The sequence below is a fragment of the Bacillus nakamurai genome, assembly GCF_001584325.1.
In the GTDB taxonomy this organism is placed as follows: domain Bacteria; phylum Bacillota; class Bacilli; order Bacillales; family Bacillaceae; genus Bacillus; species Bacillus nakamurai.
The window spans coordinates 16,683-34,397 of sequence record NZ_LSAZ01000010.1 but is presented as its reverse complement, the minus strand read 5'-3'; the positions used below and the strand labels follow the sequence as shown (position 1 = coordinate 34,397).

22 protein-coding genes are annotated in these 17,715 nt (G+C 46.5%); all 22 read right to left on the bottom strand.

The genetic code is table 11. From position 1 onward, the window contains the following. Window positions 1-39: 39 nt before the first annotated feature. The gene (gene lysA / locus AXI59_RS06295) at window positions 40-1,359 is read right to left on the bottom strand and encodes a diaminopimelate decarboxylase (RefSeq protein ID WP_061527676.1); all 1,320 of its coding nucleotides are present in this window, start codon (window positions 1,357-1,359) and stop codon (window positions 40-42) included. 124 nt (window positions 1,360-1,483) lie between these two features. After that, a complete protein-coding gene (locus tag AXI59_RS06290; protein WP_061527675.1) occupies window positions 1,484-2,968 on the bottom strand; it encodes a spore germination protein in 1,485 nt (494 codons plus the stop codon). After that, window positions 2,919-3,530, bottom strand: coding sequence for a stage V sporulation protein SpoVABEA (gene spoVAEA, locus AXI59_RS06285; RefSeq protein ID WP_061527674.1), 612 nt, complete (start codon window positions 3,528-3,530; stop codon window positions 2,919-2,921). Before spoVAEA ends, AXI59_RS06290 begins: the two co-directional genes overlap by 50 nt. A 6-nt stretch (window positions 3,531-3,536) precedes the next feature. Continuing rightward, entirely contained in the window at window positions 3,537-3,887 is a 351-nt protein-coding gene (gene spoVAE, locus AXI59_RS06280; protein WP_061520891.1) for a stage V sporulation protein AE, read from the bottom strand. Further along, complete coding sequence (spoVAD, locus tag AXI59_RS06275) at window positions 3,888-4,904, bottom strand: stage V sporulation protein AD (protein WP_061520890.1); 1,017 nt, start codon at window positions 4,902-4,904, stop codon at window positions 3,888-3,890. An 11-nt stretch (window positions 4,905-4,915) separates the two neighbouring features. Next, window positions 4,916-5,368, bottom strand: a complete 453-nt coding sequence (spoVAC, locus tag AXI59_RS06270) for a stage V sporulation protein AC (protein WP_061527673.1) — start codon at window positions 5,366-5,368, stop codon at window positions 4,916-4,918. Window positions 5,369-5,381: 13 nt separating this feature from the next. Further along, a complete protein-coding gene (locus AXI59_RS06265; protein ID WP_061520888.1) occupies window positions 5,382-5,807 on the bottom strand; it encodes a stage V sporulation protein AB in 426 nt (141 codons plus the stop codon). Beyond that, complete coding sequence (locus tag AXI59_RS06260) at window positions 5,797-6,417, bottom strand: stage V sporulation protein AA (RefSeq protein WP_061520887.1); 621 nt, start codon at window positions 6,415-6,417, stop codon at window positions 5,797-5,799. Before AXI59_RS06260 ends, AXI59_RS06265 begins: the two co-directional genes overlap by 11 nt. A gap of 126 nt (window positions 6,418-6,543) precedes the next feature. Beyond that, complete coding sequence (sigF, locus tag AXI59_RS06255; RefSeq protein WP_061527672.1) at window positions 6,544-7,311, bottom strand: RNA polymerase sporulation sigma factor SigF; 768 nt, start codon at window positions 7,309-7,311, stop codon at window positions 6,544-6,546. Between the two features lie 11 nt (window positions 7,312-7,322). Next, complete coding sequence (spoIIAB, locus tag AXI59_RS06250; protein ID WP_061520885.1) at window positions 7,323-7,763, bottom strand: anti-sigma F factor; 441 nt, start codon at window positions 7,761-7,763, stop codon at window positions 7,323-7,325. After that, a complete protein-coding gene (gene spoIIAA / locus AXI59_RS06245) occupies window positions 7,760-8,113 on the bottom strand; it encodes an anti-sigma F factor antagonist (RefSeq protein WP_061520884.1) in 354 nt (117 codons plus the stop codon). The genes spoIIAB and spoIIAA overlap by 4 nt, the downstream gene beginning before the upstream one ends. A 95-nt stretch (window positions 8,114-8,208) precedes the next feature. Further along, on the bottom strand, window positions 8,209-9,378 hold the full coding sequence (locus AXI59_RS06240) for a D-alanyl-D-alanine carboxypeptidase family protein (protein WP_061527671.1): 1,170 nt from the start codon (window positions 9,376-9,378) through the stop codon (window positions 8,209-8,211). 137 nt (window positions 9,379-9,515) lie between these two features. Beyond that, a complete protein-coding gene (locus AXI59_RS06235; RefSeq protein ID WP_061520882.1) occupies window positions 9,516-10,334 on the bottom strand; it encodes a purine-nucleoside phosphorylase in 819 nt (272 codons plus the stop codon). A gap of 11 nt (window positions 10,335-10,345) precedes the next feature. Beyond that, complete coding sequence (deoB, locus tag AXI59_RS06230; protein WP_061520881.1) at window positions 10,346-11,530, bottom strand: phosphopentomutase; 1,185 nt, start codon at window positions 11,528-11,530, stop codon at window positions 10,346-10,348. A gap of 169 nt (window positions 11,531-11,699) precedes the next feature. After that, a complete protein-coding gene (xerD, locus tag AXI59_RS06225) occupies window positions 11,700-12,590 on the bottom strand; it encodes a site-specific tyrosine recombinase XerD (protein WP_061520880.1) in 891 nt (296 codons plus the stop codon). 7 nt (window positions 12,591-12,597) lie between these two features. Next, a complete protein-coding gene (locus AXI59_RS06220) occupies window positions 12,598-12,825 on the bottom strand; it encodes a YqzK family protein (RefSeq protein WP_061520879.1) in 228 nt (75 codons plus the stop codon). Window positions 12,826-12,939: 114 nt separating this feature from the next. Further along, complete coding sequence (gene fur, locus AXI59_RS06215) at window positions 12,940-13,389, bottom strand: ferric iron uptake transcriptional regulator (RefSeq protein WP_061527670.1); 450 nt, start codon at window positions 13,387-13,389, stop codon at window positions 12,940-12,942. Between the two features lie 112 nt (window positions 13,390-13,501). After that, entirely contained in the window at window positions 13,502-14,146 is a 645-nt protein-coding gene (spoIIM, locus tag AXI59_RS06210; RefSeq protein WP_061527669.1) for a stage II sporulation protein M, read from the bottom strand. A gap of 76 nt (window positions 14,147-14,222) precedes the next feature. Continuing rightward, entirely contained in the window at window positions 14,223-14,450 is a 228-nt protein-coding gene (locus tag AXI59_RS06205) for a hypothetical protein (protein WP_061527668.1), read from the bottom strand. A gap of 56 nt (window positions 14,451-14,506) precedes the next feature. Next, a complete protein-coding gene (locus tag AXI59_RS06200; RefSeq protein WP_061520876.1) occupies window positions 14,507-14,797 on the bottom strand; it encodes a hypothetical protein in 291 nt (96 codons plus the stop codon). Window positions 14,798-14,909: 112 nt separating this feature from the next. After that, the gene (locus tag AXI59_RS06195) at window positions 14,910-16,223 is read right to left on the bottom strand and encodes an NAD-dependent malic enzyme (protein WP_061527667.1); all 1,314 of its coding nucleotides are present in this window, start codon (window positions 16,221-16,223) and stop codon (window positions 14,910-14,912) included. A 13-nt stretch (window positions 16,224-16,236) separates the two neighbouring features. Then, window positions 16,237-17,643, bottom strand: a complete 1,407-nt coding sequence (nhaC, locus tag AXI59_RS06190) for a Na+/H+ antiporter NhaC (protein ID WP_061527666.1) — start codon at window positions 17,641-17,643, stop codon at window positions 16,237-16,239. Between the last annotated feature and the right edge of the window lie 72 nt (window positions 17,644-17,715).

Sequence of the window (17,715 nt, the reverse complement as noted above, 5' to 3'; positions counted from 1 at the left end):
AAGAGACCGGACTGAAAAGTCCCGGTCTCTTTTTTGTATTTACTGTTTGACCCCCGTTTTAAACGGCAAATCTAATTTCACAATGTCTTCGTAGGTTTCCCTTTTAATGACAAGATGCGCTTCGCCGTCCTCCACAAATATGACGGCAGGACGCGGAATGCGGTTGTAGTTGTTGGCCATGCTGTAACCGTATGCCCCCGTACAGAAAACAGCGAGAAGGTCGCCTTCTTTTACTTCCGGAAGGTCAATATCCCATATGAGCATATCTCCGCTTTCACAGCATTTTCCGGCGATCGAAACCGTTGTGTCATGGTTTTCCCCGATTCTGTTTGCCGAAATTGCTTCATATTTGGCCTGATAAAGCGCCGGGCGGATATTGTCACTCATGCCGCCGTCAACCGCCGCATATTTACGGGTGCCGGGCACTTCTTTTTGAGAGCCGATGGAATACAGCGTTGTTCCCGCGTCACCGACAAGCGAGCGTCCCGGTTCAATCCAAATTTCCGGAATGTCAAAGGAATAACGCGCTGCATTATCTTTTACCGCTTCTATGATTTTTTCGACGTAAACAGCGGGATGAAGGGGTTCATCCTCATCGGTATAACGGATGCCGAAGCCGCCGCCTAAGTTCAGCACCTCGGAGACAAATCCGTATGATGCTCTCCATTCATTCAGTTTGACGAAAATTTTTTCTGCCGCCAGCACAAAACCCGCGGTATCAAAAATCTGAGAACCGATATGGCAATGGACGCCGAGAAGATGGATATATTTTGATTGTAAAACTTGTTCGATCGCCTTCTCTATTTGGCCGTTATGCAGATCAAAGCCGAATTTGGAATCTTCCTGCCCTGTCGTAATGTAGTCATGCGTATGGGCCTCTACCCCCGGGGTAATCCGGAGAAGCACATCCATTGTGAGCCCTGACTCACTGCATAGATCCGCAAGTAAAGAAATTTCATAGAAGTTATCAACGACGATGCAGCCGATTTGATGATCCAGCGCCATTTGTAATTCTTCCCTGCTTTTATTATTGCCGTGAAAATGAATACGCTCCGCCGGAAACCCCGCTGAAACGGCTGTATACAGTTCTCCTCCGGACACAACGTCCAAGGAAAGCCCTTCTTGTTCGGCAAGCTGAATCATCGCGACGGATGAAAACGCCTTACTCGCATATGCGACCTGCGCCTTTAAGTCTGCCGCAATAAAAGCCTGTTTAAAGCTTTTAGCGCGCTCACGTATTAAAGCCACATCATAAACGTAAAGAGGCGTGCCGTAATGCTCTGCTAAATAAAGCGCATCCACCCCTCCGATTTCCAAATGACCTAGTTTGTTTTGTCTGCTTGTGCCATGTAAGAACAATGCTCATTCCCTCTTTCTGATCCGCATATGGGTGAAAAGGACAGCTTCAGATGAGCTGTCCTTATACATTTTCCGTATAAGTTAAGACATACAATATCATAATCTTCTGTCGGTTTCAATGCGATTATGAATTACTCGGCTGTCTTTGGCGGTCTTTAGGGTGAATGATGCTCGGCCTGACTTTCGCTCCGGGAACAGTGGTGCGGACAAGCACCTGCCATAACGCCTTGCCGTTAAACGGTAAAAACGGCCATAAATACGGAGTGTGAAATGAGCGGATACTCGCCACCATAATCAAAAGCAATGTAAATCCGATGACAAAGCCTTTTACGCGGAAAATGGCCACGAGAATCATCAGAATAAGCCGAAGCATTTTATTGGCGAGGCTGAGCTCATAGCTCGGTGTCGTAAATGACCCGATGGCGGCGATTGAAACATACAGAATCACCTCAGATGAAAACAGCCCGACCGCTATGGCGATTTGTCCGATTAATACCGCCGCAATCAAACCCATGGCGGTGGATAAGGCGGTCGGTGTATGGATCGCAGCCATCCTGAGAAACTCAATTCCCAAGTCAGCCAAAAAGATTTGCAGGATGATCGGAATATGCGTATTTTTATTTAGACCGATAAAATCCAGCCTCTCAGGGAGAAGCGACGGCTCTAACACAAAGAGAAACCATATCGGAAGCAGAACGGTTGAGGCGATGATGCCGAAAAATCTGACCCACCTTAAAAATGTGCCGACAGAAGGCGCCTGCCTGTATTCTTCCGCATGCTGAATATGGTGAAAAATAGTCGTCGGCGTTATGATAACGCTCGGTGATGTATCGACAACGATAAGAACATGACCTTCCAAAATGTGGTTCGCAGCAACGTCGGGGCGTTCCGTGTACCTGACCATCGGAAACGGATTGTAGCCCTGCTTGACGATAAATTCCTCTACCGTTTTATCAGCCATCGTCAAGCCGTCAATGTCAATGGCATTCACTTCATTTTCGACGATGCTGACCAGGTCCGGATCTGCAATATCCTGAATATAAACTATGGCGATATCCGTTTTTGAGCGTTCCCCGACTTTCGTCATTTTGATACGCAGCCGCTCGTCCCTGATTCTTCTTCTGATTAACGCTGTATTAATGACGATATTTTCGATAAAGCCGTCTCTTGCCCCCCGGACGACCTTCTCAGTATCAGGTTCTTCAGGCGTGCGCCCGGGGTAATTTCTGACATCGACAACAAAGGCGAAGCTGGCGCCTTCCACGATAATGGCGATAAGGCCTGACAGCACTTGGTCCGTTGCTTCGTCCAGCGTTTTGACCTTTTGGACCTGCTGGTTGACAAGCCGGTTTTCCACGACGTCAATCGCTTCATCAGAGTTTTCGTCAAAGTTATTCACATCGACCAGCTGTTCTAATAAATGGATGATATATAGCATATCGCTCAGACCGTTGACAAAGTATATTTGGACTTCGCGGTCTAATAAATAAACTTTGCGAAGGCCGACGTCATAGCTCGTCCCCATACCGACGCGGGTTTTAAAATATTCTTCATTTTTTCTAGGATCCCGGTATACTTTGATCATGTCTTTTTCCGGTTTTTTCGCCATGAAAATCGCTCCTTTCTAAAATGAATTCAACAGCTTTCATCGTGACGGGTGAGCCTTTTGCGATATCATCTTTTCTGCCCATCTTCCCTATATCTCCGATGCCCACGATGAGGGGAACGTCCAGCTTATCCAGACAATATACCGTGTCGCCGCTCATTCTGTGCTCGTCCATTTCTCTCATTCCGATTTTATCGACGCCAAACTCCGTCACTTCTCCGTCACGGTCAATAGAGACATCGACTTTTGTCCATTCAGCCTGATGGGTTTTAGACGCAACCGCAATGACCCCCAGCACTTCAATGTCAGGATGGGAGGCGACATATTTAAGCGCCGTTTCCCCGGGACCCTCTCCTTGAAGGCCGGAATCGTCAAACATTACGAACACCGGGTCGTTCGGCGCGGCTTTAACGAGCTTCACAAGTTCCGGACCGCTTCTTGTTGACGGGTTGCCCTTTGATTGGGAAATACAGCGGCCGCCGGCTTTCTTCGCGGCAAATTCAATGGTTTTAGCGGCGTATACGTCACCATCCGTCACAAGGATGACCTTACGTTTCGTCGTCATCAGGCATTATCCTTTCGGTTTAAAAATAACGGCTACAAGAAATGCGAATAAAATCGCTGAAGATACCCCGGCGGATGTAAGTTCAAAAATCCCCATGCCGATGCCGATAAATCCGTGTTCATGAGCCTGGTGCATGGCGCCGTGCAATAAGCTGTGGCCGAAGCTGACGATGGGAACAGTGGCGCCCGCTCCCGCGAATTCAATAAATTTATCGTAGATGCCGAAACCGTCTAACAAGGCGCCGATGACAACAAAGGAAGTCATGACATGCGCGGGTGTCAGTTTAAAAATATCTAAAAGCAGCTGGCCGATTATGCATATGATTCCGCCGCATACAAAAGCCAAAAGATACTCCATTTATGATGCACCTCCCGCACGCTCAAATACAACCCCGTGGGCAATGGTCGGAATCGTTTCTTTTTGCTGAATCATCGTCGGGCTTAAAAGCGCACCGGTCGCCACGACGAGGACTCTTTTCAGCAGCCCGGATTTTAATTGGTTAAAAATGTGCGTGTAAGTGACAAGCGCGGAGCAGGCACAGCCGCTTCCCCCTGCAAATACCTGCTGGTCCGGCGTATAGATGAGTAGTCCGCAGTCATCATGTTTCGTTCCGGCCGGATATCCTTCTTCTTTCAGCAAATCTTTCACAATCGGTGAGCCGACGCCCGAGAGATCTCCCGTTAAAATCAAATCATAATCATCAGCCGTGCGGTTTAAATCCTGCAAATGCTGTTTGATCGTATCCGCAGCAGCCGGAGCCATCGCAGATCCCATATCAAACGGATCAGTAATGCCGAGATCACTTACTTTTCCTACAGTCGCGCTAGTAATTTGGATATCGGAAGGGGTTTGGCTGATGATGACAGCCCCGCCCCCCGTGACTGTCGAAGTGGCGGTATCCGGTTTTTGCCCGCCATACTCCGTCGGATTGCGGAATTGCCGCTCGGCCGTTGCATTATGGCTGCTTGTTGCGGCGATAGCCCGGTTGGCAAAACCGCCGTCAATGAGTGCAGAGGCGACGGCAACCGTTTCCATTGATGTCGAACAGGCGCCAAACATACAGAGAAATGGAATTTTCAAATGCCTTGCCACATAATTGGCCGTCACGTTCTGGTTTAAAAGATCTCCGGCCAATAACAAATCAATGTCACTCTTTTTCAAATTTTCTTTTTGCAAAGCGGAGTTGATGGCATCCTCCATTAATTGGCGTTCTGCCATTTCCCAGTTTTTCTGATTGCAATGTATTTCATCGTATGTTTTATCAAACAGGGAGCCGAGCGGTCCGTCTTTTTCCTTCGGTCCGGCAGCAGTTCCCGCCGCGTTTATAAATACCGGGTTTTGAAATACCCAGGTTTGCTTTCCGGTCAATTTCATCTTTTCTCCTCCTATGAAAACAGTTTTTCACAAGCAAACCGTATCATGCCTACAATGTAAGCCGACACAACGCCGAACACAATAACGTTTCCCGCTAATTTAAACATGTTCGTCGCTACTCCGAGAACGAGTCCTTCACTTCTGTGTTCCAGAGCGGCGCTCGTCATACTGTTCGCAAAACCCGTAACCGGCACGGCTGAACCAGCTCCCGCGAATTGTCCGAGTCTGTCATAAAAGCCAAATCCGGTCAGCAGGGCTGAAAGTAAAATAAGGGTTGCCGAGGTCGGGTTTCCGGCTGTTTTTTCAGTAAAATTAAAAAAATGAATGTAAAAATCTTGCAGGAATTGTCCGATAAGGCAGATGAAACCGCCGATCAGAAAGGCTTTGACACAATTCCAGACGTATGGCGGTTTGGGCTGATAGTCTTTTACTTTTGTTTTGTAATTTTCTTTTAAGTTTGTCACGGTGGTTCCTCCTTTATGAATGATGGATAAAATACAGCCAATGAAATAAAGAGCCGGCAATTTTGCCGAATACAATGGCCATCAAGAGAATGATGATTTTACTGCCGAAGCCGATCCGCTTGGCGAGAATAGGAAGCACATTCAGCACTTCTGTAAGCGCAGCCGCCAGCATGCCGATAAATACGCCGGCCAAAAGCCCGATCGGAACGGCAAGCCATTCAGATAAAAAAAAATGATTCATATTTAATGTTTCCCAGCCGCCGAACACCGCCCCTGCGATAACGGCTGCTTCATAGGCCTGTATAAACCGCATTGTTTTTGTCAGCTGCATCAGACGGGGCATGATTCCCATAACGGTCAGAAAAGCCACAAAACCCGCCCCCACGGTTAATCCCCCGCCAAGCCCGACAAACATAACGAAAAGAATGCTAACGATCATGCAGATCTTTCGTTGTTTCTTGATTCTCGTGCATCGCGACATAATGATCGAGATCAAGCTGATAGTTAAACATCTCGACTTCAAGCGGGCTTGGCTCTTCATTCAGGCGCTTTCTGAAAATGTGGTTAAAAAAGACGATCATCCCAAGGCCGAGACCGATGCTGTACGGAATTTGGAGCAGATAAGGATACTCATTCCGTTCCCCTGTTATGATTTCATATAAGGCGATATGAACCTCTCTCATGCTGACATCTTCGTGAAAATTCATAATGGCGAGGCATGATCCGACAAAAAGAAGCAGCCAAACAATGACAAACAAAACGGCTGACAAATGTTTCTTTTGATAATGAATTTCCACTATCGTTTCAGCGCCGCCGACAGTCTGTACATCGAGGGATGGAAAAGCCGCATGAATGGCCTTCAGCACTTTTATGATATCCAGAACGACGATATTTTTATCTTTTTTTGTCACCTGATACAGCGGCAGGGCTGATAGTTTTTTCTTCAGCTTGTGCTGTCCGGCAATCTGCGCGGCATCGCCGACTGTTATGATGTCTCCGGGGTGTGCCTTCACACGGTGGCGAAGCCTGATAAATATTCGTCTTTCCATCTTGCATCACCATCTTTCGGGTGGTTATATATGTAGTATGTGGTTCACTTTTGTTCTCATTCATCAGCGGCAAAAGACCATAAATTACCATCGTAAACACAAATAAAAAAGCCGGCCCCTAAAAGGCTAGCTTTCCGTATGATCCATTTGCATTTTTATCTGCTTCAGTATTTTTTTCTCAAGCCTTGATACCTGCACTTGGGAAATCCCTAGACGCTCAGCCACTTCCGATTGTGTCTGGTCTTTATAATACCTGAGATAGACAATGAGTTTTTCCCGTTCTTCTAAATCTGCGATGGCTTCTTTTAATGCGATTTTGTCAAACCACTTCTCTTCCGAGTGGTCTGCGATTTGATCAAGCAGGGTAATCGGGTCGCCGTCGTTTTCGTATACCGTCTCATGAATGGATGAAGGCGCCCGCACCGCTTCCTGCGCGAGCACGACATCCTCTGCTTCAATTTCTAAATGCTCCGCAATTTCCTGGACGGTCGGCACTCTTCCGTATGTCTTAGACAGTTCATCTTTGGCCCGGCGGATTTTATTGCCAAGCTCTTTTAACGACCTTGATACTTTGACGGTTCCGTCATCACGGATAAAGCGCTGGATTTCTCCGATAATCATCGGCACGGCATAAGTTGAAAAACGGACATCGTAGGACAAATCGAATTTATCAACGGATTTTAACAATCCGATACAGCCGATCTGAAAGAGATCGTCCGGCTCATAGCCCCTGTTTAAGAACCTTTGCACGACAGACCAAACAAGACGCATGTTTTTTTCTATGAGGAGGTCTCTTGCCTGCTGGTCGCCCTCTTGGCTCTTTTTGATTAATTCTTTGACTTCATGGTCCTTCAGCTGCGCGTTTTTACTGTTTTTCTTAACCTCCACATCCATAACAAATCTCCTTAATTACAAAGCGCTTTGCTTTTTGATAGGTGCTTTGTTAAGCGTATCGTCGTCCCCATCTCCGGCGAGGAATCAATCGTGACATCGTCCATGAAATTCTCCATAATGGTAAAGCCCATTCCGGAGCGCTCCAGCTCGGGTTTTGTCGTAAACAAAGGCTGGCGTGCTTCCTCAAGGTCTGCGATGCCTAGCCCTTCGTCACGAATGGTCAGATACACGACATGATCCTCAAGCGTGACAGAAATGTACACCTTACCGTCGCAGTTTTCTTCATATCCGTGGATGATCGCGTTGGTTACTGCTTCTGATACGACCGTTTTGATTTCCGTCAGCTCGTCCATCGTCGGGTCAAGCTGCGCGATAAAAGAAGCCACCGTTACACGGGCGAACGATTCGTTTTGGCTGAGGGCGGAAAATTCAAGATGCATCTCGTTTTTCATGATGCCACCCCCAAAGTTAAAAGCGCTTTTTGTTCAGATTGTTCAAACCTGATAATTTTAAACAGGCCCGACATGTCAAACAGACGTCTCACCGCAGGCGAAATCGCGCACACAACCATCTCTCCGCCGAGCTGCTTAATTTGTTTATACCGTCCTAAAATAACACCGAGGCCGGAGCTGTCCATAAAGGAAAGGTCCTCAAGGTTCAGCACAATGTGGCGGATGCCGTCTCTCTCCAGCGATTCAGCAACCTTTTGTTTTAAGGATTCTGCCGTATGGTGGTCAAGTTCACCTGATAATCGAATACAAAGCACGGTTTCTTTGACATGAAAGTCAATTCCAAGGCTCATGCTCATTCCTCCTTGATATGATCGGATAATGAGTGTTTCGATTTTACGGGGAGCAATTCCTTCACTATGACAAAACTAGTGTCCGTTCGGCACGATTATTTAAATTTTGTCCAATCTCCCATTGTCCGCTTAAGGAAAGTGAGATAACCTGCTTTTTCCATGTCGTCTTTTGCGGTTACAGGACTTTCAACGAGCACTTCACCGTCCTTTTTCAGAACGAGGCTGCCCAGCACGTCTCCTTTTTTAATCGGAGCCGTAATATTGCCCTTAATCTTTACTTCTTTTTTTATCTTTTCCATGTTCTCGCCCTTTTTGGCAAGCAGGGAGATCGGCTCTGAAGTGGTCAGCTTGATCAGTTTCCGCTTCCCTTTTTTTACTTTAACCGCCCCGACGGTTTGATTTCGTTTATACAGAGGGTGTGTTTTGAACTGGCTGAATGCATAATCAAGCATTTTGGTAACTTGAGCATTTCTCTCCTTCGGTGTGCTCGCCCCGAAAACAACCGCGATGACACGCATATTGCCTTTTTTGGCGGTAGCTGTTAAACAATATTTCGCTTCACCTGTATAGCCTGTTTTCACACCGTCTACTCCCGGATAAAATTTGATCAGCCGGTTTGTATTGACAAGCCAAAACTTTTTATCTGTATCTTCTCTCAAATAATCTTCATATGTTCCCGTAAATTGGGTGATTTTATCATACTTTAATAATTCCTTCGCCATTTTGGCCATATCATAGGCAGAGCTGTAATGGCCTTTTTCCGGCAATCCGGTCGGGTTTTTGAAGGATGTATTTTTCAATCCCAGTTCTTTTGCTTTTTTGTTCATCTGGCTGACAAAATCCTCTTCAGAACCTGCAATGAACTCAGCCATAGCGACAGATGCATCATTCCCGGAAGCAATGGCAATACCCTTCAGCATTTCTTTGACGGTCATTTCTTCGCCCGGCTCCAGAAAAATCTGCGATCCGCCCATCGATGCGGCGTGTTCGCTCGCTCTGACTTTATCGCTCATTTTAATTTTTCCTTTGTCCAGTGCTTCCATGATTAAAAGCATGGTCATGATTTTTGTCATGCTTGCGGGCGCCAGCCGCTCACGGCTGTTCTTATTGTAAAGAATTTTTCCCGTATCACGCTCAATCAGCACGGCGCTCTTGGCTTCGTGAGCAAGCTCCGATGTATGTTTTCCGTCCTGCTTTGCAAATGCGGACGGTGCTGATGCACTTATTAGAATACCAATCAACAAAGTGGATATAAGACGTTTCATCTCCAAAGCCCTCCATTTCATAATCCTTTTTATTTTTTCCAAGCCGGGTGGTTTTATACGCCTTATATGGAAAATGTTTCGTTTAGAAGGCATAAAAAAACAGCTGCTTCTTAAGAAACAGCTGTCTTGTTATTTTGTTATGATTGAGAACGGGCGACAACAGCTTTTACAAGCTTCAAAAAGCCGCCTTTTACTTTTTCCGTCATTTCCATTACCTCATCATGAGATAACGGCTGGTCAAGAATACCGGCAGCCGCATTGGAAATGCAGGAAATACCGAGGACACGCATACCGGCGTGGTTTGCGACGATGACTTCCGGAACAGTCGACATTCCGACAGCATCAGAGCCCATTGTTCTTAAAAAGCGCACCTCGGCAGGCGTTTCGTAGGAAGGCCCCGTAACGGCCGTATACACGCCTTTTTGAACAGGAATGTTAAGCTCATTTGCTGTTTTTTCAGCTAAGCTTGACAGCTGTTTGTCATAGGCTTCTGACATGTCAGGGAATCTTGCTCCGAAATCGGCTTCGTTCGGTCCGATTAACGGATTCGTGCCCATAAAGTTGATATGATCCGTGATAATCATCAGATCGCCGGCGCGAAACTCTGTGTTAATGCCGCCGGCTGCGTTCGTCACGATAAGTGATTCGACGCCAAGCGCCTTCATGACACGGACGGGAAACGTCACCTGGTCCATTGAATAGCCTTCATAGTAATGAAAGCGGCCCTGCATCGCAATGACTTGCACACCCTCAAGCGTTCCCAGCACAAGCTGGCCCGCATGGCCTTCTACGGTTGAGACCGGAAAATCAGGGATATTTTCATATGTAAGCTTGACAGCTCCCTCAATTTCATCGGCCAGCACCCCGAGCCCTGAGCCTAAAATCAAACCGACTTTAGGCGTTTCTTTCAAGTTTTCTTTAATAAATGCAGCGGCCCGTTCAATTTTTTGTTTCAAAAAAAGTCCCCCTACTGTAATCGTGATAAAAAGCTTTTTCCGTATTTCGGTTTTTCAGTTTTGAAATTATCCGCTATGGTCGCGCCGATATCGGCAAATGTATCCGCAAGCGGCAAGTGTTCAGCGTGTTTATGCTTTTTGCTGTACACAAGAAGCGGCACAAATTCCCTCGTGTGATCCGTGCCGTGATGGATCGGATCATTACCGTGGTCAGCCGTAATAATGAGGCAATCGTCTTCCCTCATTTTTTCAAATACTTCCGGAAGCCTTGCGTCAAATTCTTCAAGCGCTTTTCCGTAGCCGAGAGGGTCACGGCGATGTCCGTACAGCGCGTCAAAATCGACGAGGTTGGCAAAGCTGATGCCCGTAAAATCTTCATCGAGCGTTTCAATCACTTTGTCCACGCCGTCCATATTAGAAACCGTTCTGCGTGAAGACGTTATGCCTTCCCCATCATAAATGTCAGAAATTTTCCCGATAGAAATCACGTCCAACCCGCTGTCCTTCAGCTCATTCATCACCGTACGGCCAAATGGCTTAAGGGCATAGTCATGGCGGTTCGGCGTCCGTTTAAAGCTGCCGGGTTCTCCGACGAACGGGCGCGCGATGATCCGGCCGACCATGTACTTCGGATCAAGAGTCAGCTCTCTGGCCGTCTCACAGATTTTGTACAGCTCTTCAAGCGGAACGACATCCTCATGGGCGGCAATTTGCAAAACGGAATCTGCCGATGTATAAACAATCAGCGCTCCTGTTTCCATATGTTCTTTGCCGAGCTCATCTAAGATCGCCGTACCTGAAGCCGGTTTATTTCCGATGATTTTCCGCCCTGAACGTTTTTCAAGCTCTTGCAAAAGTTCATCAGGAAATCCTTCCGGGAACACTTTGAACGGTTTTTCGATATACAGACCCATGATTTCCCAATGACCCGTCATCGTATCCTTCCCGTTAGACGCCTCCTGCATTTTTCCGTAATAAGCAAGGGGATGTTCGGTTTTTTCGACACCGCGGATGTCTCCGATCAGCCCGAGACCGAGCTGCGCCATATTCGGCATATGTAAGCCGTTCATCTGTTCGGCAATGTGCCCGAGCGTATTTGCGCCTTTATCATTAAAATCAGCGGCATCCGGCGCTTCACCGATTCCGACAGAATCCATGACGATTAAAAATACGCGTTTATATTTGTAATCAGACATCATAAAAGCCTCCTTTTCTTCCATCTGTTCATTGTATCTTACAGAGGTCAGACAACTCAAGTATAAACCGTTTACATTCCCGTTGACAATGCAAATTCAAATAATAAGAACCTTCGCTATATTCCGCTCCGGGCACAGAAAAAAACCGCAGCCCCTGCGGCAGAGGCCGCTAGGCGCGCGGATGATATTGCTTATACACGTCCTTCAGCCTTGTTTTTGTCACATGTGTATAAATTTGCGTCGTGGAAATATCGGCATGTCCCAGCATCTCCTGCACCGCCCGCAAATCAGCTCCGTTTTCAAGCAGATGCGTGGCAAAAGAGTGCCGGAGCGTGTGCGGTGTCAGCTCTTTTCTGATTCCCGCTTCAAGCGCTATTTTTTTTAAGTTTTTCCAAAAGCCCTGACGGCTGATCTGCCTGCCGTGATGGTTTAAAAAAAGCGCTTCGGTCACGTTTTTCTTTAATAGTTTCCCCCTGGCTTTCCCGACGTATTCTTCTATCGCGTGGGCTGCGGCTTCACCGATCGGCACGATCCGCTCTTTCCGGCCTTTCCCGAAGCAGCGGACAAATCCCATTGACAAATGGACATCGGACAATTTCAGCTCAATCATTTCACTGACCCTGATGCCTGTGGCATACAGCAGTTCAAGCATTGCTTTGTCCCTGAGGCCGAATGGGCTGTCAAGCTTAGGCGTGTCCAATAGCAGTTCTACTTCGTTCAGCGCCAGCACTTTCGGGAGCGTCCGCTCTGTTTTTTGTGTTTCAATATGTACGGAAGGGTCTTTATCAGTGACTTTTTCCCTCAGCATAAATTGATGAAACGAACGGATCGACGCCAAATGTCTGGCGGATGTCTTCCCGGATTTCCCGGAGTCCTTTATATGCTTTAAATATTGAATAATATGAAGTCGGGTCACATCATTCCATGATGCGATCTGAAGGGTTTCTGTTAAGAAGAGAGAATAACTTTTCAGATCACGCTCATAGGACATCATCGTATTTTGGGACAGCCCTCTTTCAACCCTCACATAATGGATGAAATCCTTAATTTGATCCTTCACTCTCGATCTACTCCCCGTTTTGGTAAAAAAAGATCAATCGGCCGAACCAGCCGTCCTTCTCCTCATTTTCCATTCCGGCTACTTTGACGGCGGAGCCTTCCGGCTTATCGTACCGATGATAGTTTTCATACTCTGAATTCACCCATATCATAGCATAATAGAACAGCGCGGTAAAACCTGTGAACAGAATAAACACTTTGATGGTATCTACGGCTGTTTTCATGAATCTGCCCATGTCCCGATCGACCCTTTCTTTGGCAACTGTTAGTACACCTTATGCCAATTTCAAAGGCTTTTATACATAAAAACAGCAAAAAACCCTTTCCGAATAGAAAAGGTTCAAAGGCTTTTATTCTGTTTCTTTTCCGTGACAGCGATGGCAGATGCCGTGAAAAGTCAATCTATGATCTTTAATTTTAAATTTCCAACCACGTTCAATGACTTCTTCAACGTCTTCAAGCAGATCTTCTTCAATTTCATCGACGGCTCCGCACTCCATGCACACCAAGTGATGGTGAAAGTGGGCCGCGCCTTCTTTGCGAAGGTCATAGCGGGATACGCCGTCCCCGAAGTTAATTTTATCAACGACTTTTAATTCTGTTAATAATTCTAATGTACGGTATACAGTAGCGAGACCAATTTCAGGAGATTTCTCTTTTACGAGGAGGTATACATCTTCTGCGCTTAAATGGTCTTCTTCGTTTTCAAGCAGCACCCTTACTGTCGCTTCACGCTGAGGCGTAAGCTTGTAGCTTGATGAGTGCAGCTGCTTTTTAATTCGATCAATACGGTTTTCCATGTCTTTCCCTCCTACGCCGCATTCCATGACCCATTATAACAAAATACGCGCAGAGTTCCAACTATAATTATTATAAACTGATAAATAAAAATATTATTTTTTAATAATTATTCTAAAAAATTCGCGATGACAGCTTCTCCATAAAGAGCGGAGACACATACGCTTCTAAAAATGAGGATAGGAGTGACAAAAGCAAAATGAGCACAAGTACAAGGGCGTAGCGTCCAAACCATTGAATCGGCGCATCATGAAGGCTCCGCTTCACAAACAGCTGCCTGATCAGTTTCAGCGAAAAAGCGATTGAGCATGTCCCCATAATGAGATACGCGGGAATCAGCACGATATTTTGCGGCAGCACCGAAATGAATGACAGGAAAAAGCCGTTCATCCCCATTTGATTCACTAAAAAACCGACCGTAAATCCGACAACAATCCCCTTTAGAAAGACCATGATAAAAATAACCGGCAATCCGATGACGGATATACCCAAAATCCACATCAGCCCCAAGTATTTTACATCATGAAAGACGGCTTGCCAAAACATCTCTGAAGCGCCGGCATGCTTCCCATCAGACAGCTGCCCGAAAAACTTGCTTAAATAGTAATATAAATCTTCTTTTTGCGTAATTGTCATGCTGTTGACAATGATAGCCCCGAAGATGACTCCCATTAAAAACAAGACAAAGACAAATATATAAAGAGACAGATGATCCTTTACATGGCGAAAAAACATTTCTTTGTACGATTGTTTTCGCATACCGTTTCCTCCCGCATACTCTATTGACTTAATTTAGTAGATTGTATGAAAGAAAAGAGAAAACATGACAGAGAAATCATAGAAAGCTGCAAGATTGCGGCACAAAAAAAGAATCCCTGCCATCACTATAGTGATCATAAGGATTCCTCTTTTTATGCTTGATATTTTGAAGACGGTCCTTTTTGCTTTTGGTCATCCGTTCATGCGTGCTGAAGGACGGCTGCGCTCCCCGTGATAATGACACGTCACGCACTCCGTTTCTTGCGAGATGCGCGCGTTTTTTTCTTGCTTTGCTTTTTGCCATCTGCCAATCACTCCTTTTACCTTTGTCTTTATGATAGCAGATTTCAGCCGGCATGTTTATGAATACGGTTCATGTTTCGTCCGGTAAGCGCGAAGAGAAGTTTTCGTCGACGAAAAGCTTCCCATCGCGGCATATCCGTAAAAAAACCCCATAAAAATCCCCGCATACACGTGCTCATGATGGCCGAAAACGATCGAAACAATGTTACCGGCCGCAAGGGCAATGACAGGGACGTATGGACTCGGAACCCGGCAGAACACCTTAATAAGCTGCGTCACGCATAAGACGACCGGCACACCGATGACCGCATCCCAAATATTTGTATGGATCAGCGGAAAATAATCCATATTGACACCTCTTTATTCCGACTTTTGCTTCCTATTAGCTTGCCAAAGAATTCCGCTCTTATTCACTGTAAAAAAACAGCACCGGAAGAGAATCCGGTGCTGTAAGCAATATTTACTTGCCTCTTGCCGTACGTTCAACGGCGGCTGCAACGGCTTGATGCACTTTCGGATCAAGCGGCTGCGGCACGAGATCCCCGTGCTTTGTACAAGAAGCAATGGCTTCTGCGGCCGCAACGAGCATCTCATGATCAATCACCTTGCTTTTGGCGTTCAGCGCGCCTCGGAAAATGCCGGGGAAACCGAGGACATTATTGACTGAACGGCCGTCTGCCGCATAGGCAGCACCCGCTTCTAATGCCTCCTCCGGTTCAATTTCCGGTTTCGGATTAGACAATGCCAAAATGACCTGGCCCTGTTTGACATACTCTTTTTTAATCAGACCGGGAACTCCGGTCGTGCTGATAACAATGTCGCATGTGTCCATTAACTCCTTGATGCTTTCAAGCGGCTGGCCGCCGTATTGAGCGAGGCGGTCCATTGCTTCTTCTGACTTGTCCGTTCCGCAAACGGCTTTGACTCCGTATGCCATAAACATGCGGCAAATCGCTACTCCTGCCGCGCCAAGCCCGATTTGTCCGACCTTCGCTTCTTTTAAATCAAGGCCGGCGCTTTTACAAGCCGAAATCGCTGCAGCAAGGGTGACAACCGCCGTGCCGTGCTGATCATCATGCATGACAGGTATATTTAAATCCTCTTTCAGGCGGTCCTCTATGTCAAAGCAATGCGGCGAGCCGATATCTTCAAGCAAAATTCCGCTGAAGCCCGGAGAAATATGTTTCACTGTGCGAATGATTTCTTCCGGGTCGGAGGTATCGAGCAAAATCGGAATTCCGCTGATGCCGGCAAGCTGATCAAAAAGAGCGGCTTTCCCTTCCATAACGGGCATTCCCGCGACAGAGCCGATATTGCCGAGGCCAAGAATCGCCGTTCCGTCGGTCACTATGGCGACAGAATTGCTGATTGTCGTATAAATGGACGCTTTTTCCGGCTCGTTTTCAATCAGCCTGCAAACATCGGCAACACCCGGGGTATACACACGGCCCAGCTCCGCCAATGTCCGGATCGGCATTTTGCTTTTCATCTGAATTTTGCCGCCTTCATGGGCTGAGAGCACCTCATCTGATACCGTATGAAGCCGGATGCCTTCACCGAGGGCCTCGATGGCCTGAATGACCTCTTGAAGCTGCTCTTCATTTTCGACTTGAACGGTCATGTTCCGCATCGTGTAGTTCGGCCCGACCTTAACGGTTTCAACTTCCCCGATGTCTCCTCCCATTAAGCCGATGGCGGTAGCCACTTTCCCCAGATTTCCGGGGATAGTCGGCGTTTCAATCATTAATGTCCGAATCATATGCTTTGTAATCATTAAAATGAACCTCCTAACCCAGTTTTTGAGATTGCAAGGATTTCTCTTTCGTGTACCAAATGAACTTCCCTGTGTAGCCGTACAATAAAGCAAGTCCTATAGAGACAAAACTGAGCCACATGAACGGCAGATAAGAAAACGTGGACACTCCGAGAATGCCGGCCATATAGATACCGTTATCAGACCAAGGCACCATCCCTGCGGTCAGCGTGCCGCCCACCTCTGCGTTGCGGGATAAAATCCTTCTGTCAAGATTCAGTTTATCATAACTGTTTTCCATAATTTTCGGCGTTAAAATCAATGAAACGTACATCGCACAGCCGAAAATATTGGCTAAAAAGGCTACAATCAGCGTTGATAGCGTTATTTTCCCTGGTGTCGTGAGCTTCTTTTCAAACTTTGAAACAATCACTTGCAGCACGCCCATTTTCTCCAGCAAGCCGCCAAAACCGAGGCCGAATATGATAACGACGAGAGAACCGAGCATACCTGTAATTCCTCCGCGGTTCAAAAGGCCATTGAGAAATTCGACATCTGTCTTAATAGAAAATCCGTTATAAGCGGTTCCGAGCGCATCAGGTATGTTCATCCCCTGGAATACAACAGCCCAGATCGCTCCAAGCAAAGCTCCGATGACAATGACTGGCATGGATGGTTTTTTTAGTGCCAAAAGCACGATGACAACAATAGCAGGAATGAGCATCCAAATATGAATATCAAAGGTCTGCTGCAAAGAAGACTTTAAGAAATCTACTTTTTCAAGGTCAATATGTTTTCCGCCATATATAAAACCAGTCACCGTAAAAAGGATGGCTGTAATGATATACGCAGGTATGGACAAAAACAGCATCGCCCGCACGTGATCGAGCACATCAACCTTTGAAAGAGATGATGCAAGCACTGTGCTGTCGGACAAAGGAGACAGCTTGTCCCCGAAGTAAGCGCCTGACAAAACGGCACCGGCTACAATCGGAAGCGGTATCCCCAGCCCTTCGCCAATGGCAATCATCGCAATACCCGCTGTTCCTACAGTCCCCCAAGATGTCCCTGTCGCCACAGACATAATTGAACAAATGATTAAGGTCGCAAGAAGAAAGATATTAGGATGAATAAATTCGAGCCCGTAGTAAATTAAAGTCGGCACAACCCCGCCGGCTATCCATGTTCCGATAAGGGCGCCAACCGAAACAAGAATTAACACAGCTTCCAACCCGTTCGATATTCCGTTTATAATCGCGGTTTGTAAGTCTTTATACGAATGTCCGAGTCTGGCTCCAAGAATCATGGCAATAAACCAAGAAATAAAAAGAGCAAGCTGAATCGGCAAGTCCAGAAAAACCGTAAACGACATGACAAGCGCCAAAAAACTTCCCAAAACAATAAAAATTTCGAATAAATTTGGCAATCTAACCTCTTTCAAAAGAAATCCCCCTAGAAGAAAAAAGCTAAAACGCTTTCATCAAATAATATAACAAATAATACTATACTTCCT